A 23,520-nucleotide genomic window follows, 5' to 3' on the forward strand; every position below is an offset into this window, starting at 1 on the left:
TCATTGTGCCGGGCGGATGCCAGTGGCCAGGGTGTACTGGTCGCCGCGTGGTTCCATGGTCAGTCCCTGGCGCAGGCCCCAGGCGCCTTTCAGGTAGAACACCGGGATGGTAGCGAGGTCCTGCTCAAACACGATGCGCGTCGCCTGTTCCAGCACCGCCTGCCGTTCTGCGGGGTCGAAGGTGGCGGCGGCCTTGTCGATCAGGGCGTCCAATTGCGGGTTGCTGAAGCGGCCGAGATTGGAGGTGCCGCGCCCGCGCGCCGGGTCGAATGTCTGGACCAGGGAGGTGAAGGCATTGTCGGGCAAGCCGGCGGCACTGCCGAAGATGCTCATGGAGGCGGAGAATTCAGGCTGGCCATTCGCACCGGTCAGGGCGCGGCGGAAGAAGATGGAGGAAGGCAGCGCCTCCACCGTCGTGCGGATACCGATGGCGGTGAACATTTGCCCCATGGCCTGGCACGTCTTGGAATCACCGTAGAAGCGGTCGTTCAGGCAGTGCAGGGTCAGGCCGAAGCCCTGCGGGTACCCGGCCTGCACCAGCAGGCGGCGGGAGAGGGCAGGGTCGTAGCTCGCCGGCTGCACATCTGGCACGTGGCCGAGGAAGCCCGGCGGCATGTATTGCCCGGCCGGCACGGCGCCGCCTTCCATGGCGCGCTCAGCGGTGGCGGTGCGGTTGATGGCATGGCTCATCGCCTGCCGCACTTCCCGCCGGGCCAGCGGGTTCTCGGCCATGGGCTTGCCGTCGGGACCGGTGACGAAGTTGGATCGCGCACGGCTGTCCAACGTCAGGTTCAGCGCGAAAAGGGACGTCGCTGCCTCCAAGTGCGTCTTTCCGCCGCTGTTCCGCACGCGGTCGTACAGCCCGGCGGGCACGGCATCGACGACATCGACATCGCCGGAGAGCAGCGCGGCGACCCGGGCGCTGTCATTGCCCAGGAAGCGGAAGCTGACGCGGGACCAGGGCTGCGGGCCGGCGCGGTAATCCTCGTTCCGCTCCAACGTCACGTCCTGGCCGGGTGTCCAGCGGCCCCATCGATAGGGGCCGGTGCCGATGGCGGCGCGACCGCCGTTGAAATCCTCGCCCGTGGCGCCCTGCGCCGCGCGGGCGGAAGCAATGCCGAAGGTCGAAAGATTGTTCGGCAGCAGGGGGGAGGGGACGCTGGTGCGGATCAGCACCGTGTGTGGCCCGGCAGACTCGACTGAGGCGATGTCTCGGATGTAGGCGCGGTAGGTTCGCACGCCCTCGATGGTCTGCGCCCGGCGGATGGAAAAGACCACGTCCTCCGCCGTCAGGGGCGAGCCATCGTGGAAGCGCGCGTCTTCCCGCAACTTGAATTCCCAGGTCGTTGCATCGACAGGACGCCAGGAATGGGCGAGGCCGGGCGTCGGCTTCACCTGCGCATCCTGCACCACCAGGGGTTCCCAGACATGCAGTTGCACGTTCCGGCTGGGGGTGAACAACAGATGCGGGTCGGCGCTGTCGATCGCCGCCTTCATGCCGATCCGCAACTCCTGCGCCGCCGCCATGCAGGGCCAGGAGAGAACCGCCAGCAGAGCAGCCGAACGCAGGCTGCGGAAAGCGAGTGGGGCCATCAGACACGCCTCCGGAAGAGGAATTGGTACCGTGCACCCAACAGGGCATTTCCCGGTAATGAACCGGTGGTTCATTTTTGTCGTCGGGCAGATTGGTACCAGCCGGTAAGCGGGCCAGCAATCCGCTTTCAGTGATGGCGCATCGATTCTTTCAGACCGGACGCCGTCACCGTCCGGAGGGGTCCGCTATTAGCCGTGGCCCAGTGCCTGGGAGAGCTTCTGGCTGCCTTCCCGTGCCAGGGCCAGCAACTCGGAGGCTCGTTCACCCGCCGCCCGCACTAGCGGTGCCGCGATCAGCAGCGCCGCGACGACCTGGCCGCCCGCATCCACCACGGGCACGCCAACGGAAAAGGCTTCGGGCGAGACCTCGCCCCGGCTGAAGCAGTGGCCGCTATCCCGGATGCGGTCCAACTCCCGCAGCAAGGCCGTGGCCTCGGTGGGGGTTTCGGTGGTGAAGCTGTGGCGCTGGCTCGCCAGCACCGCGCGTTGCACGGCGTCCGGTGCATGCGCCAGCAGCACCTTGCTGGCACCGGCGTAAAGAGGCGAGGTGCCTCCCACCGTGGCGTGGTAGCGCACGATCCGGCTGGTTTCCCACTTGCTCAGGCACAGGCTCTCCAACTCCTGCCGCACGCGGATCTGCACGGTTTCGTCGCAGCGCTTGCCGATCTCCTCCAGCACCGGCTGGCCCAGCCGCACGAGGTCGATCTGCTGCTCGGCCCGTGCCGCCAGTCGCACCGCCTGGTAGCTGAGCCAGTAGGTCGCCTCGCTGCCCTTGCGGCGCACGAAGCCGGTAGCCTCCAGGGTCTGCAACAGACGGAAGGTACGGGCCTTGCTGTTGCCCGAGGCGCGCGCAAGGTCCGACAAGCCCAGGCCGGGCGTGTCGCCGACCAGGATCAGCAACCGCAGGGCACGGTCGGCCGCGGCGATCAGGTAGCTGTGGGAGCCGTCCTCGCCGTTATCCGCGGGCTCGGGCGGCGCGCTGCGCGGCTGTGTCGTGGTCGCCATGTCTCGTCGGCCCGTTCGTGGTTCCGCATGGGCGTAGCAGAGGCGGGCCGGCCTGTGGAGGTCAGGGGGCTTCCAGCGCCTCGATCGCAAGTCGCAGCGCATGGGCGGCGCGGTTGCTGGCCTGCAACGCGCTGACACGGCGGAACGGCGCCTCCGCCGTGCCTGCGGCATCCGCCAGGTGGCGCAGGGGCTGCAGGCTGGGCCAGGGGTGTTGCTCCAACGCCGGGTCGTGGCGGAAGCGGTCACCCTGCGTGTAATCCAGCGGCACCAGGGCGCGGGAGGCGCGCATCAACGCCGCGTTGAAACGGGACAGTTCCATGGCTCCGGCCGCGCTCGAGGCCAGTGCGGCAGCGGCATGCTCCAGAGCGTCGGTACGCTTCAGGAGCAGGGAGATATCGAGCAGATCCCCCAGCCGCGCCTGCAAGGATTGCAATTCGCCGCGCATCGCCCTGGCATGGTCCGCGTAATCCAGCGGCAGCAGCGGTGCCGTCAGCAGACGCCAGACGACATGCACGAAGACGCGCGTGTCCCGTGCCAGCCGCTCCGGGTCGATCTTGTCCAGCGTATCGGACGCCGTATGCCACCACCAGCCCAGGGCCATATGGGCTTGCGGGTCCGTGCCTTCTGGCCGCGCATGCCGGCTCAGGCTGTTGAAAATGGCAGGGATGCCGATGCCCCAGAAGCTCTGGTCGCCATTGCGGCCCGAGCGGACGCGCGCATAGTCCTGCCTGGCCTGGGCCGAAACGGCTTCCGCCGCCAGTGCCCACAGTTCCGACCCCGCGCCGGAATGGGCGAGGTCGTCAGCGCCGCGGCCGCCGGTGGAATCGGTGTTCACATGCGCGACGCAGCGGCGGTCCAACTCGTCCCAATACGCGTCGGCATACCAGGCGGAGCCGGAATAGCGGCCCTGGGAATGGCCGGACCAAAAGCAGAAGCGCAGGCCACGCTGCCATTCGCCGCGCCGCCCGGCGCAGAGACGCGCCACTTCCATCATGGTGGCGTTGGCGGCGCCATTGTCCATCACGCCCTGATGCCATGTGTCGTGATGGCCGGAGAACATCACGAAGGGAGCTTCCCCGCCTGCATCGGGACCGTCCAGCTCCGCGACCAGGAGAGGGGTTTCGCGCCAGCCGGTATCGACCTCGGCGAAGAGGGTGGCGTCCAGCGGGCCGCCTGCCCGAAGCCTGTCTCGCAGCGCCAGCCCGGCCTGCCGCTCCACCGTGACGGCGACGGTCGTCGGCAGATGCGCCCTCGTAACGTCCGAAGGGCTGCCCCAGACGGGGGAGATGCACATCTCGTGCAACTGGTCGTCGGGCGAGATGTGGAGCTGCCCAGCGGCACCGGCGCGGTTGGCCCGGGCCGTGGTGGCGGGCGTCGCCATCCCTTCGATCAGCACAATCTTGCCGCGCACATCCTGCCCGGCGAAATCCGCCGGCCGCCCCGTGCCGAGATCGGCCAGCGGCGCCGTCAGCCCGTCCGGGCCGGAGGAGAGGGAGAAGGAGTGGGTGATGCAGGGCAGCGCCATGCCGCCGGCCGTGACGCGCGCGGCACCGGGCAGGCTGATATAGGCGGGGTGGTGCAGCACGGTGGTGCGGTAGCCGAAGCTCTGCATCCGTGCTTCGACGAAGCGCAGGCTTTCCAGTTCTTCCGGCGTGCCCGCCAGCTTCACGCGCTCTGCCATGACGCCGAGGTTCCGCATCATCTCATCGGCGGAGACGGCTGAGGTCAGCTCGCACAGGCTGGCATGGGTCACAGGAAGCCTCAGTCTTGACGGCCTCTACTGTCGGCGGAAGTCTTCCCGGTGTCAATATTCTGAACCGTCGGTTCTCTGTGCGATCCTGCGCGCGACGCTTAAGACGGCACTCCGGTCGAAGGGTCACTCGATCAACCATGGCGTGCCGCAGGCGGTGATCGACGGCGCCCTCGCCGCAGCCAGGCAATTCCATGACCAGCCGCTGGAGAAGAAGCTGGAATTGCGGATCAATACGCATAACCTCGGCTACCTGCCCATGCGTGGCAACACGATCCGCCATTCCGGCCTGAACAAGAACAACATGGAGGAGAATGAGTTCGGCCTAGCCCCGCATACCGACACCGGCTTCATGACCCTGTTGGCGCAGAACGATGTGCCGGGGCTGAACATCGGCACGCGGGATGGGCGTTGGATTGACGCGCCGGCCATTCCCGGCACCTTCATCGTCAACGGCGGAGACATGCTGCGGCGCTGGACGAATGACCGCTTCCTGGCCACACCGCACCGGGTGATCAACCGCTCGGGGAAGGAGCGATATTCCATTCCGTTGTTCTTCGACACGACGCTGGATGACCCGATGTCCTGCCTGCCCAATTGCAGCAGCCCGGATAATCCGCTGCGTTATGAGCCGATCACGCTCATGCAATACATGCTGTGGCACCAGAAGAAGAACCTGGATGCCCTGGCGGCGGCCGATACGCCTGGCCGGTGAATGACCCAACTCCGGCGGTCCTGGCAGGGTCACCGGCTGGTTTCCCACACAGCGGCTGCGGACAGGTGACGCCCGCACGCTGGCATCATGTGCCAGCCGGGACATCCCGCGGACAGGTTGGTGCGAAGGTCCTGTCCGCTGCTGCTATCTCAGATGATTTCAGACACTTGGCGCTGGCGGATCTGCTGTAAGTTCCGGTGGTTGCCGTGGACCGGATCGCGGTGGGCAGCAGCCCGATGCAGGCCGTATCGCCCTTCCGGAATGCGTCGAGGCCGGACTGGCGGGCGCGCATGCCCTGCCAGGCAGTGGAGGCCCCGCAGCTTGCGGAGATTATTTTCAGTGATTAAGATCAAATAACTCAATTAAATCGTAAGAATGTCGGGTGCCGGAGCCTTGCTCCCCCCGAACATCACAGGGGACGCAGCATGACCCAGGGCCATCCCGAGACCATTGTTCTGCATGCCGGCTGGCGGCGGGACGAAGCCACCAAGGCCGTCGCGGTGCCGATCTACCAGACCACGTCCTACCAGTTCGACGACACCGGCCAGGCGGCGCGTCTGTTCGCCTTGCAGGAGCTGGGGAACATCTATACCCGCATCGGCAACCCGACGAATGACGTGCTGGAGCAGCGCGTCGCGGCGCTGGAGGGCGGCTCGGCCGCGCTGGTCGTCGCATCGGGCCAGGCGGCTTCCGCGCTTTCCGTGCAGAACCTGGCGAGTGTGGGCGACAATATCGTTGCCTCCACCGACTTGTACGGTGGCACCTGGAATCTTTTCGCCAACACGCTGAAGGGCCAGGGTATCGAGGTACGCTTCGTCGACCCCACGGATCCGGAGAATTTCCGCCGCGCCACCGATGACCGCACCCGGGCCTATTACGCGGAGGCGCTGCCGAACCCGAAGCTGGAGGTCTTCCCCATCGCCGAGGTCGCGGCCATCGGCCGGCCGCTCGGTATTCCGCTGATCATCGACAACACCGCGGCACCGTTGCTGATCAGGCCCTTCGACCACGGCGCCGCCGTGGTGGTGCATTCGCTGACGAAGTATATCGGCGGCCATGGCAGCAGCATCGGCGGTATCATCGTCGATGGGGGCAATTTCGATTGGGAAGCCCATCCGGCGCGCCAGCCCGCCCTGCACCAGCCTGACCCGTCCTATCACGGCGCCAGATGGGTGGAAGCCGCCAAGCCGCTGGGCCCGGTGGCCTATGTGCTGAAGGCACGGACGACGCTGTTGCGGGACCTGGGCCCGGCCCTCAGCCCCTTCAACGCCTTCCTGATCCTGCAAGGTCTGGAGACGCTGCCGCTGCGCATCCGTGAGCACAGCCGCAACGCCGGGCTCGTGGCCGATGCGCTGGCGGCCCATGCGGCGGTGAGCCGCGTCATCCACCCGGCGCACCACCAGGGCGAGGCCGCCGCGCGCAGCGCCAGGTACCTGACGCGGGGCCATGGCGGTTTGGTGGGCTTCGAGTTGAAGGGAGGGGCGGAAGCCGGCCGGCGCTTCATCGATGCGCTGAAGCTGTTCTACCACGTCGCGAATATCGGCGATGCGCGTTCCCTGGCGATTCATCCTGCCAGTACCACGCATTCCCAGTTGAGCGAGACCGAGCAGAAGGCGACGGGCGTGACGCCGGGTTATGTCCGGCTCTCGGTCGGGCTGGAACACGCGGATGATATCCTGGCCGACCTGAGACAGGCGCTGGACGCCGCCGCGCAGTCCGCCGGGTAAGCGGCGTGGCGGCCGGCCCCACCCAGTGGCGCGGCCTGCTGGCGGGGAGGTGGACCCACTGCTGACCGCTGCGGCACAGCAGATCCGGCGATCGACGGCCTGAACAGTTCCGGCATCACTCCACGCACCTCCGGCCGGATGATCCGGATTGCCAAGCCGCCAGCAGTGGCCGCAAGCCGGATCACGCGAGCGTCGTGCCGTACCAACGCACACACGGCGCCCGTGGGTCAGGCGGGGGAGAGCCGCTGCGTGGTCGTCGCCGTTTGCCCGATCGCGGCCCAGTCGTAGCGCATCGGCACCATGCGGCAGGCTGCCCACTCACTGGCCTGGTCTGTGTAGTGCGGGCTGCCCGGTTGGCCGGACGCGCCGTGGAACACGGCCCAGCGGCAGTTCTCCCATCCACCGACATCGAAGACGTAGCGGCACAGCGCGCCATAGGTCGCGGCCGGGCCGGCGGTGGGGACAAGGCCGATCGCCATCACCGTATCGCCATCGCCGCCCAGTGGCATGGCGGGCGGGTCCAGCAGCGCCGCCGCCTGCGGGAACAGCGGGGAGAGCGGGTGCTGGAAGGTGGGGCGGTGCATCTCGCCCCACGGGGTCGCGGGCGCTGCGGCGGTTTCTTCCAGCGCCGCCCGCAGCACGTCGTCCCAGCTCCAGCCATCCAGCATGGCGGCGTCGTCGTTCCGCAGCAGGGTCGGCAGCACCCACCACAAATTCCCGACCGCCGAGATGCCGGGCGGCACCGCCGCCCAGGCATGCGCGGTCAGGCCTAGCAGGCCGGAGCGGCGGGCCAGGATCGCGGTCATCGCCCGGCGCAGCGTGTTGTAGCGCCCGGCGCCGACGGAGTTCGCTTCCATCCTGCGGTCCCAGGCCAGCAGCTCCTCGCGCAGCGAGGCCGCACGCGGGTCGGGCGGGGTGGCCAGCGCGCGCAGCCGGGCCTGGAACAGCGCGGCGTTGGGCGACAGCGCGTCGGCGTGGATGGCGGCGGCGTCCTCCACCCCGAAGCGCGGCAGGGCGTCCAGCAACTCGGCGATGCGGGCTGCGCGGTAGGGCGGGTGGCAATCGGTGCAGAGATACGGCTCGGCATCCGCGACGACGCGGTTATTGGCGGTGACGATGGTGCCGCCGGCGGGGTCGATCACTTCCGGCATGGCCTCGTGCGGGATGTAGCCGTCCCACTCGCCCTCGCCGGTCCAGCCCGGAACGGCGAACCAGCCATTGGCGCGGGGGCGGAGCGGCACCATGGCGCGCACGCGGTGGCCGATGCGGCCTTCCACGTCGCCGGCGACCAGATTGTGGTCGATTAGCCCCCAGCCCCGCGTCGCCTCGAACAGCTCGGGCACGCTGGTGGCGCGTAGCATGCGGGGCAGGCAGTCGAAGGACAGGTCCGTATCGGCGAACTGGACGGAGCGCAGCACCAGCGCGGCGCCGGAAGCCGGGTCCCCGGCCACGACCGGGCCGTGGCGGGTCTCCTGGATCGTGACGACGCGGTCGGCCCCGCCACGCACATGGATGGTCTCGGTGCGGCTGCGCACGGGCTCACGGCCGTCGCGGAACAGGCAGTCGCCATCCTCGAAGCGTTCCAGGAACAGGTCGTGGATATCGACGAAGGCGTGCGTCACGCAGCAGGCGACGCGCGCATTGTGCATGAAATGCGGGAAGGCGGGCACGCCCGGCACGGTCAGGCCGACCGCGTCCCACTCGTCGCAGGCCAAGTGGTGTTGCGTGTACATGCCAGGAATCTCGAACACCCGGTGCGGGTCGCCGGCCAGGATCGGCCGCCCGGTGGCGCTGCGGCCGGGGCCGACGGCCCAGTTGTTGCTGCCGCCGCCCGTCTCGTCCGAACCCATGGCACCGAGCAGCGCCTCGATCGCCGGGCGGAGCGCGGCGAGGTCGGCCGCCATGCGGGCCCCCGTGGCACCGGGCGGGATGCAGAGCAGTTCGTTCTCGCCATCGTCGTAGCGCAGCTTGGCCGCGTTCTCGGCGCCCACCAGCGGCAGGGCCAGGATGCGCGCCAGCTTGAACCAGACGGAGCCCATCAGCAGGCCCAACCGGCGCATCACCGCAATGGGGTGCCAGCCCTCCCACGGTTCCGGCGTGGCGCCGAGCAATGCGTACTCGACCGGAAGCGGCGGCTGGGCGCCGAGAAAGGCATTCACGCCCTCCGCATAGCGGTCGAGCATCGTCCGCGCCTCGTCGCCCAGGGCGGCGTAGTCGCGCCGGCAGGCGGCCTCCATGCCCAGGCGGCGGCACAGCGCGTCGCTGCCGGCCGCCTCCGCGCCGAGCCACTCGGCCGCCCGGCCCAGGGCGCGGCGGCGGGTCAGCTCCATCTGAAAGAGCCTGTCCTGCGCATGCACGAAGCCGAGCGCGAAATGCGCGTCCGCCGCCGTGCGGGCCTTGATGTGCGGGATGCCCCATTCGTCCCGCTGCACCGTGACGTCGTCCCGCAAGCCGGGAAGCATCTGCGTGCCACGGGTGTCGGAGAGCGCGGCGCGCAGCGTGGTGTCGTCGATCATCAGGCGTTCCCCAGCCGCACGCCCCAGAAGATGGGGTAGGAGGATGCCACCAGCCCTTGCAGCCGCGTGCGGTAGCCGGCCGGGCGGGAGAACTGGCCCCACATCACCGAGGGCGTGGTGCGATAGGCATCTTCCTGGATGGCGGCGGCGATGCGCGCGCGGGCCGCGTCATCCGGCGCGGCGGCGAACTGGGTCAGCAGGGCGGACATCGGCTCGCTGCAGCTCCAGCCAGGGTAGTCGCCGCAATTGTTGGAGATGTAGAAATGGGTGAGCGGGGAGGCCATGTCGACGCCGTTGGAATAGACCGGGAAGATGCTCCAGCCCTCCTTCCGGCCCCGGCGCTGCAGGACCGTGCCCCAGTCCATCACCTGTTCGTCCACGGTGAAGCCGGCTTCGCGCATCCGCTGCGCCAGCATGCTGCCCGCCGCCTGGGAGATCGAGGCCGAGACCTGCAGCATCACCACCGGCTCGCCCTTGTAGCCGGTGCGGGCAAGGGCGGCCTTGCCGGCGGCGGGGTCGAAGGTGGCGGCCGCGGCGCCGGCATTGCTGCCCAGCGGGGCGTCGCACATGAAGAAGGCGGCGCAATGGTCCATCCGCAGATCCGGCGCGATGCCGGCGGCCTGCAGCATCTCCTTCTGGTCCACCAGTTGCCACAGCACGGCGCGCACCGCCGGGTCTGCGAAGGGTCCGCTGGCGGCATTCACGCGGAAATTGCCCTGGAACATGTCCAGGCCCTTCAGCGTCATCACCTTCACGCCCTGCGAGCGCGCCAGCATCGGCACCAGGTCGAAGGGCAGGTACTGCATGTAGTCGATCTCGCCGGCGACCAGGGCATTGGCGCCGGTGGTGTCGTCGCCGATGGTCCGCAGCACCACCTCCGGCACCTGCACCGTCTTGCCGCCGGAGAGGAAGTCGGACGGTTCCGGCCGGGGCACGTAGCCGGCGAACCGCGCCAGCACCATGCTGTCGCCCACCCGCCAGCGGTCGGCGGCGAAGCGGAACGGGCCGGAGCCGATGACCTCCTTGATCCGCCCATCCCCCGCCGCGGCGGCCACGCGCGCCGGCATGATGGCCGGCAGCGGCGCGTTGGGCTTGCCCAGCACGTTGAGCATCAGCGGGAAGGGCTTGGTCAGCGTGATGGTGAACACGCGCTCGCCCTGCGCCGCCATGGTGGCGCCGGCGGCCAGCAGCATGCGGCCCAGCGAGTCCCGCGGCGCCCACCGGGCCAGGGAGGCGATGCAATCCGCCGCCGTGACCGGCGTATCGTCATGGAAGCGCAGGCCGGGGCGCAGGGTGAACTGCCAGCGCAACTGGTCGGCGGAGACTTCCTGCGTCTCGACCATCTGCGGATGGATCTGCCCTTTGGCATCGCTGCCGTAGAGCATGTCGAACACATGGTAGGCGAAGGTCCGCGTGATGGCGGCGGTGGTCATGTGCGGGTCGAGGATGACGACCTCGGATTCCAGCATGACGGTGAGTGGCTTCTGCTGGGCCGCCGCCGGGCGGGGCAGAAGTGCCGCCGGGAATGCGAGGGCGGTCATGCCGGCCAGAACGCCCCGCCTCGATGCCGTGATGGTGCTCATAACGCCCCTCCGGTCTTGCGGCGCCCTGCTTGATCGCGGCCCGCTGTTGATACACGATATATCCGATATCAGGCAGGGCAAGACATTTCCGCGCCCTCCGCCCGCAGGAGGCTTCCCACGATGTCCGACGACGACCTTTCGTTCATGCCAGCCACCCAGGCGGCGGCCCTGATCCGCAGCGGCGCGCTCTCGCCCGTCGAGCTGACGCAGGCGGTGCTGGCGGCGGCCAGGCGGGTACAGCCACGGCTCAACCCCTTCGTCGTGCTGTTGGAGGAACAGGCGCTGGCCGATGCGCGCGCGGCGGAGGCGGCGGTGCGGCAGGGCACGCCGCTCGGCCCGCTGCACGGCGTGCCGGTCAGTATCAAGGACCAGGTGGATGTGCGCGGCGTGCGCACCACCAATGGTTCCGCCATCTTCGCCGGCAGTGCCGAGGCGGCGGCGGATGACGTCACCGTCGCCCGGCTGCGCGCGGCGGGGGCCATCATCTTCGCCAAGACCACGCTGCCGGAATTCGGCCACAAGGCGCTGACGGACGGGCCCGCCTTCGGCACCACGCGCAATCCGTGGGACCCGTCGCGCACCGCCGGCGGGTCCAGCGGCGGGGCTGCGGTGGCGCTGGCCACCGGCGTGGGGCCGATCGCGCTGGGGATGGACGGCGCCGGCTCCATCCGCATCCCCGCCGCCTGCTGCGGCGTGGTGGGGCTGAAGCCGACGCTGGGCTCCATTCCCTGGCAGCAGGGGGCGGATGCCTTCGGCAACTATACCTATGCAGGGCCGATGGCGCGCAGCGTCTCGGACCTCGCCGCCATGCGGGCGGTACTGACCGGGCCCGATGCCTCCGACCCCTGGAGCCTGGGCGCAGCGGACCTGCCGCTCTCGCCCGTCCTGGCGGGGCGTGACCTGCATGGGCTGCGGATTGGCGTGATCGAGCATGCGGCCAATGCGCGGTTGCAGCGGGAGATGGCGGCGAACCTCCACGTCTCCATCGCGGTGTTCGAGGCACTAGGCGCCCGTGCCGAGGCCGCCGGCAGCGAGATTGACTGGATGGAGATGCCGGGCCGCGTGATGTACCAGGCCAACTTCGCGATCTCCCAGCGCCGCCACCTGGCGGAATGGCGGGACCGCATGGACCCGACGTTGCTGGCCTTCATGGAGCGCGGCGAGGGCTTCAGCCTGACCGAGTTCCGCGAGGGCCAGTATGCCCGCACGCGGCTGTTCCACGCCGTTCAGCGCCTGTTCGGGCAGTTCGACGTACTGGTCACGCCGACGCTGAGCCGCACCGCCCTGCCGGCCGATTTCGACGCCGCGCATGACGAGGTGGAGGTCGAGGGCGAGTTGTGCGGCATCACGCGGCAGGGCTGGAGCAGCTACGTCTACCCCTTCAACCTGACCGGCCACCCGGCGCTGACGGTACCCAGCGGCTTCGACGATGCCGGGCTGCCGACCGGCGTGCAGCTGGTCGGCCGCTGGGGTGCGGAGCTGGACCTGCTGCGGCTGGGCGCGGTGTTGGAGGAGGCGCGCCCCTGGGCCGGCCGGCGCCCGCCGGAAGCCGCCTGACCCCCCGCGCGCGCCGCTGGCCGGCTGGGCGGGACGCGCCCCTGCTAGGCCACAGCCTGCAGAGGATCGGGGTCCGGCCCATCGGTGAAGGGGGCCTCGCTAAGCCGCCCGGCATCCAGGTCCTGCAGCAGGCGCAGCAGGGCCGTGCCGCCCTCGATCATGTCCGCCTGGATGGCGGCGCGGACCCCGGCGCCGTCCCGCGCCCGCAGCGCGTCCAGCACGTCCAGGTGCCGGTGGCGGCCGGGATAGCGGGGCGCCGCGTGCGGGTAGAGGTAGGTCAGCAGCGGGCCGTTGCGCAGCCACAGGCCCTGGATCAGGTGGAACAACTCCGGCATCGCCGCGGCCTCGTACAGCCGGGCGTGGAAGTGCCAGTTGCTGCGCACCGCCTCGGCCGCGTTGCCGGTCTCCTCCGCCTTCAGCAGCCGGTCATGCAGCTTGGCGAGGGCCGCGATGTCTCGCGCCGAGACCTGCGTGGCGGCGCGGGCGGCGGCCAGGCCTTCCAGCTCCAGCCGGATCTGTCGCAGCTCCAGGTACTGGGTGGCGGACAGGCGCGGCACGGTGAGGGAGCGGCTGGTCTGCAACGTCAGGGCGCGCTCCCGCACCAGCTGCATCACCGCCTCCCGCACCGGGGTCTCGGAGACGCCCATGGCCGCGGCGAGGTCGCGGATCTTGAGGCGCTGGTGCGGCCGCAGCCGGCCTTCCAGCAAAGCGGCGCGCAGGGTCTCGTAGACCCGGTCGTTCAGGCTGGTGCGGGTCAGGACGGGCAGAGAGACGGTCGGGGACATGGCGGCCAGGATATCCCACCACACCCCCGCAAAACTAGGCGTTGGCGCCACCCAGATGCTTTCTATATGATATATCCGAATAGCCCAGCAAAGGAGGCGCGGAATGACTGACAGCCACGTGGTCCCGCAGCCGAACAGCGCCGACCAGGCCCTGCGCGCCCGGGCAGAACGCGTCATTCCCGGCGGCCTCTGGGGGCACATGACAGCGCGCATCCTGCCCGAAGGCTACCCGCAATTCTTCGACCGTGCCGAGGGCTGCCACCTGGTCGATGCCGATGGCCGGCGCTTCGTCGACATGATGTGCTCCTGGGGTCCCATCGTGCTCGGCCACCACCACCCGGCGGTGGATGCGGCCGTGGCGGCGCAGGCGGCGCGGGGCGACTGCATGAACGGCCCGGCCCCGGTGCTGGTGGAACTGGCGGAGCTGGTGGTCGCCACCATCCCGCATGCCGACTGGTGCCAGTTCGGCAAGAACGGCACGGACGCCACCACCACCTGCGTCACCGTCGCCCGCGCCGCCACCGGCCGGCGCAAGGTGCTGGTGGCGCGCGGCGCCTATCACGGCGCGGTGCCCTGGTGCTCGCCCAGCGTGGCGGGCGTGACGGCGGAGGACCGCGCGCACCTGCTGTTCTACGACTACGACGACGTCGCCAGCCTGCATGCGGCGGCGGAGCAGGCGGGCGATGACCTCGCTGCCATCATGGCCTCCGCCTTCCGCCACGACATGGGGCAACCGCAGGTCATGCCGACGCCGGAATTCGCCCGTGCCGCCCGCGCGCTGTGCGACGAAACGGGCGCGGCGCTGGTGCTGGACGACGTGCGCGCCGGCTTCCGCATCGACCTCGGCGGCTCCTGGGAACCGCTCGGCGTGCAGCCGGACCTGTCGGCCTGGAGCAAGGCCATCGCCAACGGCCACCCGCTTTCCGCCGTGACGGGGCGCGAGCGATTCCGAGAGGCGGCGTCACGGGTGTTCTCCACCGGCTCCTTCTGGTGCGGCGCGGCGCCGATGGCGGCGGCGGTGGCGACGCTGACGGAGTTGCGCCGCGTCGATGGCCCGGGGCGGATGCGCGCCCTCGGACAGCGCCTGCGGGACGGCATGGCGGAGCGCGCGGCGCGGCACGGGCTGCGGATCGACCAGAGCGGCCCACCGCAGATGCCGACCATCCTGTTCGCCGACGACCCCGAGTGGAAGCGCGGCTTCGCCTTCTGCGCCGAAGCGCTGCGCCAAGGCGCCTACCTGCACCCCAAGCACAACATGTTCCTCTCCTGCGCCCATACCGAGGCGGATATCGACCGGGTGCTCGATGCCGCCGATGCGGGGTTCCGTCATGTCGCACGCTGAGATCACCGGGATCATGCCGGCCACCGCCGCGTTGCAGCACTGGGTGGAGCGCTTCGGCGCGGCGCTGGCGGCGGGGGATGCGCGCGGCACCGCCGCGCTGTTCGGCGCCGAGTGCTACTGGCGGGACCTGGTCGCCTTCACCTGGACGCTGTGCACCCTGGAAGGCCGCGAGGCCATCGGCGCGATGGTGGCGCGGCAGGCCGGGTTGGTTCGCCCTGCCGCCATCGCGGTCGAGGGCGAGGCGAAGCAGGGCGTGGATGGTGGCATCGAGGGCTGGATGACCTTCGAGACCGCCACGATGCGCGGCCGTGGCTATGTGCGGCTGCGGGACGGGCTGTGCTGGACCTTGCTGACCGCCGCCCGCGAGCTGAAAGGGTTCGAGGAGCGGGAGGGCCACCGCCGCGAACGTGGCGCCCCATCGCCCGACGAACGTGGCGGGCCGAGCTGGCTGGAGCGGCGCCAACGGCAGGCCGAAGCCCTGGGGCGCTCGGAACAGCCGGAGGTGCTGATCGTCGGTGGCGGCCAGGGCGGGCTTGGGCTGGGCGCGCGGCTGAAGCGGCTGGGCGTGCCCACCCTGATCGTCGATACGCATGAGCGGCCCGGCGACAACTGGCGCAAGCGCTACAAGTCGCTCTGCCTGCATGACCCGGTCTGGTACGACCACATGCCGTACCTGCCCTTCCCGGCGCACTGGCCGGTGTTCACGCCGAAGGACAAGCTGGGCGACTGGCTGGAGATGTACGCGACCGTCATGGAACTGGATTGCTGGAACCGGACACGCTGCACCCACGCCGCCTTCGACGACGCAGCCGGGCGCTGGACAGTGACGCTGGACCGCGATGGCGAGGCGGTGACGCTGCACCCCCGGCAACTGGTGCTGGCCACCGGCATGGCCGGCCTGCCGCAGCTGCCCAGCTTTCCCGGCATGGAGACCTTCCGGGGCCAGCAGCACCATTCCAGCCGCCACGCCGGCGGCGGCGACTATCGCGGCCAGCGCGTGGTGGTGATCGGGGCCAACAACTCCGCCCACGACATCTGTGCCGATCTGTGGGAGCACGGCGCGAAGGTGACGATGGTGCAGCGTTCCTCTACCCTGGTGGTGCGGACGGACACGATGCTGCGCCGTGGCTGGGGCGCCCTGTATTCCGAGGAAGCCACCGAGGCCGGGATCGACACCGACACGGCGGATCTGCTGGCGGCCTCCATGCCCTACCGCGTGCAGCCGGCGCTGCAACGCCCGGTCTGGGACGACATCGCACAGGAAGACGCGCCGTTCTACGACCGCCTGCGCGCGGCGGGCTTCCTGCTGGATTTTGGCGAGGACGGCTCGGGCCTCTCGCAGAAGTACCTTCGCCGCGGTTCCGGCTACTATATCGATGTCGGTACGTCCGAACTCATCGCGGACGGCCACATCAAGCTGGCGCAGGGCGCGGTCGAGGCGATCGTGCCGGAGGGCGTGCGGCTGGCCGATGGCACCGTTTTGCCGACCGATGTTATCATCTACGCGACCGGCTACGGTTCGATGAATGGCTGGGCGGAACTGCTGATTTCCAAAGAGGTCGCCGACCGGGTCGGGCCGTGCTGGGGCCTGGGCAGCGGCACCACCCGCGACCCGGGGCCCTGGCAGGGCGAGTTACGCAACATGTGGAAGCCCACCGCGCAGCCGAACCTTTGGTTCCACGGGGGTAACCTGGCGCAGTCGCGCCATTACTCCCGCTACCTGGCCCTGCAACTGAAGGCGCGGTTCGAGGGGATGGCCACGCCCGTCTATGAGCCTGCGCCCGAAGCGTAGCGTGCACAGGGCCAGGGCCTGCCGCGCACCGGGTGCGGACAGCGGCGGCTGGGGCGCGCGTCACTGGTGAAATGGGCAGGGAAGCGGTGCCCGCGGGCAAAGGCGCGGCGGATTACTGCGTGCGGAGTGCTTTGACGAAACGTTGTTCCATCACCTCCTTGCCCCATTGCTGGCCCGTCCGCTCCTCCACCAGTTGAAAGCCCTGCGCCTCGTAGAGGCGCCGGGCGGTGTGCAGGCCTTGGAAGGTCCAGAGGTGGATGGAATCGAAGCCTTGCGCTTCGCAGAACCTGAGCGCGGCCGACAGCAGCCGCGTCCCGGCCCCGCTACCCCGCGCCCCGTCGTCGACGATGAACCAGCGCAGATGCGCGATGCCGTTCCCCATGTCCTCGCCATCGATCGCCACGGTGCCGACGATCCGGTCGCCCCGCCGCGCCAGCCACAGGCCGTTGCAGGGGCGGTCGAGCCGGGCGGAGAACTCGGCGAGGCCGGACGCCACCAGAGCCTCGAAGGATGCGCCGAACCCGGCCTCGCGTGCGTAGTAGCGGGCATGCATCTCCGCGCAGCGCCCCAGGGCGCCGGGGCGGTATCCGGCGTCGATGCTGATGGAAGCAGGCGCTGGAGCCGCGCCCCGGCTGGCGGCGAGGGCATCCGCGTAGAGCCGCAGCCCCTCCACGATTACCCGGTGCTGGGCCGGGGGCAGATGTTCCAACGCCCCCGCCACCTGGCGGCGGGCGAAGCCGTTGATGGCGGCAACCGTGGCGCGACCCTGCGGCGTCAGGGAGAGCAGCTTGGCCCGGCCATCGTTGCCGGCCGGCGCTTCGGCCACCTCTCCGGCCTCCACCAGCTTTCGCGCCATGCGGCTGACGCTGGATTTCTCCAGGCCGAGAAGGCCTGACAGTGCGGCGGCGGTGACGTCGTCGCGCGCTTCGATCTCCAGCAAGGCATGGACGGCGGAAGGGGGCAGGTCCACGCCGGCCAGGCCCTCCCGCATGAAGCCAAGCTCACGGACCAGGCGGCGCGAGGCGTCGCGGATGGGCTCGACCGACGTGATAGCCACGATACCATCCCCTTGGCAATAAAGTTGCACGATACAACTATTAAAGAGGGCCGCCAAGCGATGTGATTGCCACAGGGGTGGGGCAGGACGCTGGCGCCCGCGATTGCCCAATCGGGCCCGCGGTGGCCCTGTTCCGTGGGAAAGCGACTAGCCATGCGGGTCAAAGCTCCGCATTCTTTCGCCTCCAAGAAAGAACTGGACAAACAGGTCCGGGAGGAACGTCGCATGATCACACGTCGCACCGCGTTCGCAGCGCTCGCCGGCGCCAGCGGGCTGTTGCCGGCCGGCCTTCGGGCGCAGGACGCCTATCCCAGCCGCAGCGTGACCATGCTGGTCGGCTTCGCTCCAGGCGGTGGCACGGACATCATCGCGCGGCTGCTGGCGCCATCGCTGCAGGCCGAGCTCGGCCAGGCCGTCGCGGTGGACAACCGGGCCGGCGCCAGCGGCACCCTGGCCGCCGCGGCGGTCGCCCGCGCGCGGCCCGATGGCTACACGCTGCTGATGGGCACGGTGTCGACCCAGGCCGTGGTGGCGCCGCTGATGCGCAACCCGCCCTATGACCAGAACAACGACTTCACGCCGATCGGCCTGGCCGGAACGGTGCCCCTGGCGGCGGTGGTGCCGGCGCGGGCGCCGTACCAGGACCTGAAGGGCCTGATCGAGTTCGCCCGGCAGAATCCCGGCAAGCTGAACTACGCGTCCTCCGGCATCGCCACGCAGCAGCATCTGGCGGCCGAGATGCTGTGCCAGGCTGCCGGCATCCAGATGACGCATGTGCCCTATCGCGGCACCGGCCCGGTCCTGAACGACCTGATGGCCGGTACGCTGGACCTGGCGATCGACACCCTGCCGACGCACCTGCCGCATCTGCGCAGCGGCAGCACGCGCGCCCTGGCCGTGACCACCGCCCAGCGCGTGCAGGCCCTGCCGGATATCCCCACCGTGGCGGAAAGCGGCTTCCCGGGCTTCGAGATTACCGTCTGGTACATGATGCTCGGGCCGGCCGGCCTGCCGCCGCAGGTGACGCAACGCTGCGTGCAGGCGCTGAACAAGGCGTTGCAGGAGCCTGCCAACCGCTCCCGGCTGGAAGAGGCCGGCTTCCTGCCCGGTGGCGGCAGCGCCGCCGACGCGGCGGATCTGGTGCGGCGCGAGGCAGCGCGCTACGGCGCCCTGGTGCAACGCGCCGGCATCCGCGTCGACTGAGCGGAGGCCGGGCACGGGGGCGGGAGGGCTGCGCCTTTCTGCCCCTCCCTGCCGTCAGAGTGCGATGGATTCAAACGGGAAGCGGGCTCACGTGCGGATGTCGGCACCCCCGAACACGATCTGGTTGCGGAGCTGCGGCTGAAACAGGTTGTAGAGGAAATTACGGCCGCCCCCGCTCGCCGTGTCGAGCAGCTCCAGATGCTGGGGTGAAAGGGCGAGGCCGAGCGCGGCCACATTGTCCGTCACCTGCCCGGCACGGCTCACACCCATCAGGGTGGAGGCGACGCCGGGCCGTCCCACCACCCAGGCCAGCGCGACGCGGGCCGGGCTTTCGCCCATCTCGTCCGCCACCTGCTTGAGGCCGGCGACGATGGTCCAGTTGCGCTCGGTGAACAGGCTGTCGCCGAAGGGGTTGTCGCCATCCAGCCGCTTGTCGTCCTCGGCGCGCGCGCGGCCGCCCGCCTCCGCCTGGTTCGGCACACCGCCCTGGCGCGGCTCGGCGGCTTCGACGGCGGCGCGGTCGTACTTGCCGGTCAGCAGGCCGTAGGCCAGCGGGCTCCACGGCACCAGGCCCATGCCCATCGCCTGGCCCAGGGGCACGTGCTCGTTCTCCACGCCACGCTCGACCAGCGAGTAGAAGTACTGCAGCCCGACGGGGGCGGGCAGCCCACGCAGCCGCGCCAGCGTGGCCAGCTGCGCGGCATACCAGGCCGGGGTGTTGGAAATGCCCCAGTAGCGGATCTTCCCCGCCTGGATCAGCGCCGCCATCGTCTGTAGCAGCTCCTCCGCGGGGGTGATGCCATCCCAGATATGGACCCAGTAGAGATCGATGAAGTCGGTCCGCAGCCGCTGGAGCGAGCGCCCGACCGCCGCGTGGATGTGCCGCGCGCCGTTGCCGCCCTGGTGGAACCCCTGGCCGGTCGCGAAGCCGGATTTGGTGGCGATCACCATCCGGTCGCGCAAGCCTTGCTCGGCGACGAACTGGCCAACCAGCTCCTCCGACCTTCCGGCGGAATAGGCGTCGGCGGTGTCGATGAAATTGCCGCCCAGCTCGGCATAGCGCTGGAAGATGGTGCGGCTGCCGGCCTCGTCCGCGCCCCAGCGCGCGGTACCGAAGGTCATCGTACCCAGGGCCAGCGGGCTGACCAGCAGGCCCGAGTGGCCGAGCGGGCGGTAGGTCTGAAGGTTCATCGGCATCACATCTCTCCCGGATACGCCGCAAAGATGGACTGTGGCCGGAGGGTCGATTAGTGCCTGAACGGCGCATGGGTTGCTGAAGGATTTTCACCAATGGACCGCGAGCTTTGGTCGGGCCTGGCCGTGTTCGCCGAGATCGTGGCAGCCGGCAGTTTCGCGAAGGCGGCGACGCGCCTTGGGCTTTCGGCATCGGCGCTGAGCCATGCCATGCGCGCTCTGGAGGGCCGGCTGGGCATCCGCCTGCTGGACCGGACCACCCGCTCGCTCTCACCCACCCGCGCCGGCGAGCAGTTGCTGCTGCGGCTGCGCCCGGCCATGGCCTCGGTGGAGGATATGCTGGCCGAGCTGGACCTGGCGCGCGACCGCCCGGTGGGGCTGGTCCGCGTCAATGCGCATCGGTCGGCCGCCGTCCACGCGGTGCTGCCTCGTCTTACGACGCTCGCGCGGCGCTGCCCGGACGTCGCGGTGGACCTCGTCGTCAGCGACGGGTTGGTGGACATCGTGGCCGAGCGGTTCGATTGCGGCGTGCGGCATTCCGGCGGGCTGCAGGCGGACATGATCTCGGTCCGGATCAGCGAACCCATGGAACTCGTCTTCGCGGCATCGCCGTCCTATCTCGACGCGCATGGCGCGCCGGCGACGCCGGATGACCTCGGTGCCCACCGGTGCATCAGCTACCGCCATACCTCCTCTGGCGCGCTCCATCGCTGGGATTTCGTGCGGGAGGGCGAGATGTTCGGGCGCGCGGTGCCCGAGACCTTCATCACCAACGATGTAGACGTGATGCGGGACGCGGCGCTGAGCGGGCTTGGCATCGTGTGCCTCCTGCGGGTGCAGGCCGCCCCCTATCTGGCGGACGGGTCGCTGACCGAAGTGCTGGCGGGATGGGCACCGATGCTGGCCCCCAACCACCTGTACTATCCCAGCCGCCGCCAGCCGAGCGCGGCGTTCCGCGCCTTCCTGGAGGTGATGCGGGCCTGAGGGCGCGGCCCTGCCTCACAGTGCGCGCCTGCAGGCCGATGCGCCGATGAACGTGCCGGACCATGCCACCTACTATGGCGGCACGGCCAACGGTTACACCGACTACCCGGCCCTGAGCGCCTGACCTCGCCGCGCGTCCGTCAATCAGGCCCGGCGGACGTTCCAGAACACCGGGAAGCCCGGCAGCACGCCGGTCAGGTCCTTGCGGTAGGACGTGGCGTAGAAATACTGGCCTAGCGGGATGTAGGGCACATCCTGGAAGGCCTGGCGCTGGATGTCCGCCGCGATGCGCTGTTGCGCGGCGACGTCCGGCGCATCCAGCCACTGGCCGCGCAACTCCTCGATACGGGGGCTGTCGGGCCAGCCATAGGAGGCATTCTCCCCGTTGCTCCACAGCAGCGCATGCGTGGCGGGGGTCGCCTGGTCCAGCCCGCCCCAGAAATTGCTCAGCACGCTCCAGCCGCCCTTGGCCGGCGCTTCCTTGCTGACCCGGCGCTGGACGACGCTGCCCCAGTCCGTCGGCTGGTAGTCGACGGTGAAGCCGAGCCTGGTCATCAGGTCCGCGGTGACGTCGCCGGCGGCCTTCAGGATGGGCAGGTCCGTGGCGCCGAGGACGACGACCGGCTCTCCCTTGTAGCCGGCGGCGAGGATGGCGGCCTTGGCGGCGGCCAGGTCACGCGGGCTGGTGAGGGCCTCGAGGCTGGCATCGGTCGCCATGGGCGTCTTGGGGCAAAAGATGCCGACGCCCTCGCCCCACAGGTCGGGATCGGTCCCCGCGGCGGCCTGCATGAAATCGGACTGCGTGACGGCGGAGAGCACCGCGCGGCGGATGGCTGGATTGTTGAACGGAGCTTGCAGATGGTTCATCCGCATGCAGCCGATATAGCCGGACTTGTCCAGCACCTCGACGGCGATGCGGCGGTCCCGCTTCAGCAGCGGCAGCAGGTCCGGCGGCGGCAGCTCGTACCAGTCCACCTCGCCGGCCTGCAGGGCGGAGACGGCGGAGGACGGTTCCGGCATCACCAGCCATTCCACCCGCTCGAAACTCGCCCGCTTGGGGCCAGCGGTGCCGGAGGGGGTGCCCTCCTCGCGCGGTACGTAGCCATCGAAGCGGGCATAGGCCACGCGGGCGCCGGGCACCCGCTCATCCGCCAGGAAGCGGTAGGGGCCGCTGCCCACCATCTCCGTCACCTGCTTGAAGGGATCGGTGCGCGCCAGCCGCTCCGGCATCATCGCCGCCATGTTGTTGGCGGTCTTGGCCAGCGCGGCGGGCAGTTGCGGGAAGGGGCGCTTCAGGCGGAACAGGATGGTCTTGTCGTCGGGGGCGGAGAGTTCCTCGGTCGCCGCCATCAGGGTGCGGCCGTAGGTGTCCCGCTTGCTCCAGCGCTCGATACTGGCGACGCAGTCCCGGGCCAGCACCGGGGTGCCGTCGTGCCACTTGAGGCCGGGGCGCAACGTCAGCGTCCAGCGCAGCCCGTCCGCCGCCACCTGGTGGCCGACGAGCATCTGCGGCACGGGGCGCAACTGCTCGTCCTGCCCATACAGGGTGTCGAACACCATGTAGGCGTGGTGGCGGGTGACGTAGGCGGGGGTCCAGACCGGGTCGAGCACGGCGAGGTCGGCCTGCGGCACGAAGCGCAGCGGCTTCGCCGCCTGGGCGCGGGCAAGGCGCGGCGCGGCCAGGGGTGCGGCCAGCAGCGCGGCGGAAGCGCCGATGAGGTCACGCCGTTTCATGATGTCAGGTCCTGTTCCGGGAAGTTGTAGATGCGGGCCGCATTGTCGTGGAACACCGCGCGCTGCTCAGCGGCGGTGAAGGGCTGCAGGATGGTGCGGATGCTGTCGCAGATGGCGGCATAGGTCATGGTGCGGCGGGCAACGGGGAAGTCGGTGCCGAACAGGCAGCGCGCGGGGCCGAAGATCTCCAGGATAGGCAGCACCACCTGCCGCAGCGCCTCCACGCTCGTGTCCGGAGCGTAGGCGCTGGCGTTGGAGAGCTTGATGGCGATGTTGGGCCGTGCCGCCATCGCCCGCAGGCCGTCCCGCCACCTTGCCAGCCCCTCGGCGTCCCGGTCGAGCGGCGAGCCGCAATGGTTGACGATGAAGCGCTGCTCGGGATGCTCGGCGGCGAGGGCCGCGAGGTCCTGCGCCTGATAGGGGTTCATCAGCAGCTCCAGCACCAGGCCGTGGCGGCGCAGCAGCGCCAGGCCCCGGCGCCAGGCGGGGTCGGCCAGTACCTGATGCTCGGTCCAGCGGCGGGCGGGGTCGGGGTGCCAGCGGATGGTTTCCCGCACGCCGATGACGCGGGGCGATGCGGCGAGCTGGCGTTCCAGCGTGGCCTCGGCATTCGCCGCCGCCAGAGGCACGGAGGCGATGTAGCGCCCGGCGATCTGGCCCGGGCGATCCAGCCCTTCCAGCCAGGCGGTTTCCTCAGCGGGGTCGCGCGAGCGGTCCCACAGCGCCTCGACATGCACGGAGCCGGTGACGCCCTGTCCCGCCATGTCGGCCAACAGGTCGGCGATCAGGTAGTCCCGCCGCAGGTAGCCGATATCGCCCAGCGCGCCGATGCCCTGGCCGGCGAGCCAGGGATGCCGCCCGAGCGAGAGGTCCCAGAGGTGGTGGTGGGCGTCGATGATCGGCCCTGCGTAGCGGCGCTCGCCCATGCTGTTCCTGCGGCTGCTGCGGAAGCATGCATGATTGCGCCGCTGGCCACGGTTGTC

General features: G+C 70.0%; 17 protein-coding genes. 7 read left to right on the forward strand and 10 right to left on the reverse strand.

Translation table 11 applies throughout. The annotated features are described in order from the left end of the window. From IBL26_RS00300 to IBL26_RS00310, 3 genes are all read right to left on the reverse strand, one after another. Positions 1–1,593 (reverse strand): ABC transporter substrate-binding protein, encoded by a 1,593-nt coding sequence (locus IBL26_RS00300; protein WP_187782440.1) that lies wholly within the window; start codon positions 1,591–1,593, stop codon positions 1–3. A 189-nt stretch (positions 1,594–1,782) separates the two neighbouring features. After that, complete coding sequence (locus IBL26_RS00305) at positions 1,783–2,598, reverse strand: IclR family transcriptional regulator (protein WP_187782441.1); 816 nt, start codon at positions 2,596–2,598, stop codon at positions 1,783–1,785. 61 nt (positions 2,599–2,659) lie between these two features. After that, entirely contained in the window at positions 2,660–4,351 is a 1,692-nt protein-coding gene (locus IBL26_RS00310) for a M28 family peptidase (RefSeq protein ID WP_367615333.1), read from the reverse strand. A 142-nt stretch (positions 4,352–4,493) separates the two neighbouring features. Here IBL26_RS00310 and IBL26_RS00315 point away from each other — a divergent pair, with 142 nt between their 5' ends. Further along, positions 4,494–5,063 carry a 2OG-Fe(II) oxygenase family protein gene (locus tag IBL26_RS00315; RefSeq protein ID WP_187782442.1) on the forward strand — a complete coding sequence of 190 codons (570 nt, stop codon included), beginning with the start codon at positions 4,494–4,496 and terminating at the stop codon, positions 5,061–5,063. A gap of 425 nt (positions 5,064–5,488) precedes the next feature. Continuing rightward, complete coding sequence (locus tag IBL26_RS00320; protein WP_187782443.1) at positions 5,489–6,790, forward strand: O-acetylhomoserine aminocarboxypropyltransferase/cysteine synthase family protein; 1,302 nt, start codon at positions 5,489–5,491, stop codon at positions 6,788–6,790. Positions 6,791–7,017: 227 nt separating this feature from the next. Here IBL26_RS00320 and IBL26_RS00325 read toward each other — a convergent pair whose 3' ends face one another. Both IBL26_RS00325 and IBL26_RS00330 read right to left on the reverse strand, forming a co-directional pair. Then, on the reverse strand, positions 7,018–9,306 hold the full coding sequence (locus tag IBL26_RS00325; protein ID WP_206684102.1) for a penicillin acylase family protein: 2,289 nt from the start codon (positions 9,304–9,306) through the stop codon (positions 7,018–7,020). Then, on the reverse strand, positions 9,306–10,889 hold the full coding sequence (locus IBL26_RS00330) for an ABC transporter substrate-binding protein (protein ID WP_187782444.1): 1,584 nt from the start codon (positions 10,887–10,889) through the stop codon (positions 9,306–9,308). The genes IBL26_RS00325 and IBL26_RS00330 overlap by 1 nt, the downstream gene beginning before the upstream one ends. Before the next feature lie 120 nt (positions 10,890–11,009). Between IBL26_RS00330 and IBL26_RS00335 the strand changes: the two genes are divergently transcribed. Beyond that, positions 11,010–12,446, forward strand: coding sequence for an amidase (locus IBL26_RS00335; RefSeq protein WP_187782445.1), 1,437 nt, complete (start codon positions 11,010–11,012; stop codon positions 12,444–12,446). Positions 12,447–12,490: 44 nt separating this feature from the next. Here IBL26_RS00335 and IBL26_RS00340 read toward each other — a convergent pair whose 3' ends face one another. After that, positions 12,491–13,231, reverse strand: a complete 741-nt coding sequence (locus IBL26_RS00340) for a GntR family transcriptional regulator (protein ID WP_187782446.1) — start codon at positions 13,229–13,231, stop codon at positions 12,491–12,493. A 103-nt stretch (positions 13,232–13,334) separates the two neighbouring features. Between IBL26_RS00340 and IBL26_RS00345 the strand changes: the two genes are divergently transcribed. Together IBL26_RS00345 and IBL26_RS00350 are read left to right on the forward strand one after the other, a co-directional pair. Beyond that, entirely contained in the window at positions 13,335–14,573 is a 1,239-nt protein-coding gene (locus IBL26_RS00345; protein ID WP_187782447.1) for an aminotransferase class III-fold pyridoxal phosphate-dependent enzyme, read from the forward strand. Beyond that, positions 14,560–16,365, forward strand: coding sequence for an NAD(P)/FAD-dependent oxidoreductase (locus IBL26_RS00350; RefSeq protein WP_187782448.1), 1,806 nt, complete (start codon positions 14,560–14,562; stop codon positions 16,363–16,365). Before IBL26_RS00345 ends, IBL26_RS00350 begins: the two co-directional genes overlap by 14 nt. Positions 16,366–16,477: 112 nt before the next feature. On the opposite strand, the gene IBL26_RS00355 is transcribed toward IBL26_RS00350, so the two are convergent. After that, complete coding sequence (locus IBL26_RS00355; RefSeq protein ID WP_367615334.1) at positions 16,478–17,422, reverse strand: bifunctional helix-turn-helix transcriptional regulator/GNAT family N-acetyltransferase; 945 nt, start codon at positions 17,420–17,422, stop codon at positions 16,478–16,480. Positions 17,423–17,647: 225 nt separating this feature from the next. Here IBL26_RS00355 and IBL26_RS00360 point away from each other — a divergent pair, with 225 nt between their 5' ends. Continuing rightward, positions 17,648–18,625 (forward strand): Bug family tripartite tricarboxylate transporter substrate binding protein, encoded by a 978-nt coding sequence (locus tag IBL26_RS00360; RefSeq protein ID WP_187782449.1) that lies wholly within the window; start codon positions 17,648–17,650, stop codon positions 18,623–18,625. 87 nt (positions 18,626–18,712) lie between these two features. Here the strand turns inward: IBL26_RS00360 and IBL26_RS00365 are convergent, their stop codons facing one another. Beyond that, positions 18,713–19,822 (reverse strand): aldo/keto reductase, encoded by a 1,110-nt coding sequence (locus IBL26_RS00365; RefSeq protein WP_241748812.1) that lies wholly within the window; start codon positions 19,820–19,822, stop codon positions 18,713–18,715. Positions 19,823–19,915: 93 nt separating this feature from the next. Between IBL26_RS00365 and IBL26_RS00370 the strand changes: the two genes are divergently transcribed. Next, entirely contained in the window at positions 19,916–20,803 is an 888-nt protein-coding gene (locus IBL26_RS00370) for a LysR family transcriptional regulator (protein ID WP_187782450.1), read from the forward strand. 144 nt (positions 20,804–20,947) lie between these two features. Here IBL26_RS00370 and IBL26_RS00375 read toward each other — a convergent pair whose 3' ends face one another. After that, positions 20,948–22,537 carry an ABC transporter substrate-binding protein gene (locus IBL26_RS00375; RefSeq protein ID WP_187782451.1) on the reverse strand — a complete coding sequence of 530 codons (1,590 nt, stop codon included), beginning with the start codon at positions 22,535–22,537 and terminating at the stop codon, positions 20,948–20,950. Continuing rightward, positions 22,534–23,463 carry an amidohydrolase family protein gene (locus IBL26_RS00380; RefSeq protein ID WP_187782452.1) on the reverse strand — a complete coding sequence of 310 codons (930 nt, stop codon included), beginning with the start codon at positions 23,461–23,463 and terminating at the stop codon, positions 22,534–22,536. Before IBL26_RS00380 ends, IBL26_RS00375 begins: the two co-directional genes overlap by 4 nt. Positions 23,464–23,520 lie beyond the last annotated feature (57 nt).

Source organism: Teichococcus aerophilus, from assembly GCF_014490485.1.
Taxonomy (GTDB): domain Bacteria; phylum Pseudomonadota; class Alphaproteobacteria; order Acetobacterales; family Acetobacteraceae; genus Pseudoroseomonas; species Pseudoroseomonas aerophila.

Bases quoted from the DNA above. Each gene is read 5' to 3' on its own strand.
- IBL26_RS00365 (WP_241748812.1), bottom strand. From the start codon at position 19,822: ATGCCGATGAACCTTCAGACCTACCGCCCGCTCGGCCACTCGGGCCTG.
- IBL26_RS00320 (WP_187782443.1), top strand. From the start codon at position 5,489: ATGACCCAGGGCCATCCCGAGACCATTGTTCTGCATGCCGGCTGGCGG.
- IBL26_RS00340 (WP_187782446.1), bottom strand. From the start codon at position 13,231: ATGTCCCCGACCGTCTCTCTGCCCGTCCTGACCCGCACCAGCCTGAAC.
- IBL26_RS00345 (WP_187782447.1), top strand. From the start codon at position 13,335: ATGACTGACAGCCACGTGGTCCCGCAGCCGAACAGCGCCGACCAGGCC.
- IBL26_RS00335 (WP_187782445.1), top strand. From the start codon at position 11,010: ATGTCCGACGACGACCTTTCGTTCATGCCAGCCACCCAGGCGGCGGCC.
- IBL26_RS00375 (WP_187782451.1), bottom strand. From the start codon at position 22,537: ATGAAACGGCGTGACCTCATCGGCGCTTCCGCCGCGCTGCTGGCCGCA.
- IBL26_RS00325 (WP_206684102.1), bottom strand. From the start codon at position 9,306: ATGATCGACGACACCACGCTGCGCGCCGCGCTCTCCGACACCCGTGGC.
- IBL26_RS00370 (WP_187782450.1), top strand. From the start codon at position 19,916: ATGGACCGCGAGCTTTGGTCGGGCCTGGCCGTGTTCGCCGAGATCGTG.
- IBL26_RS00305 (WP_187782441.1), bottom strand. From the start codon at position 2,598: ATGGCGACCACGACACAGCCGCGCAGCGCGCCGCCCGAGCCCGCGGAT.
- IBL26_RS00300 (WP_187782440.1), bottom strand. From the start codon at position 1,593: ATGGCCCCACTCGCTTTCCGCAGCCTGCGTTCGGCTGCTCTGCTGGCG.
- IBL26_RS00360 (WP_187782449.1), top strand. From the start codon at position 17,648: ATGATCACACGTCGCACCGCGTTCGCAGCGCTCGCCGGCGCCAGCGGG.
- IBL26_RS00330 (WP_187782444.1), bottom strand. From the start codon at position 10,889: ATGAGCACCATCACGGCATCGAGGCGGGGCGTTCTGGCCGGCATGACC.
- IBL26_RS00350 (WP_187782448.1), top strand. From the start codon at position 14,560: ATGTCGCACGCTGAGATCACCGGGATCATGCCGGCCACCGCCGCGTTG.
- IBL26_RS00380 (WP_187782452.1), bottom strand. From the start codon at position 23,463: ATGGGCGAGCGCCGCTACGCAGGGCCGATCATCGACGCCCACCACCAC.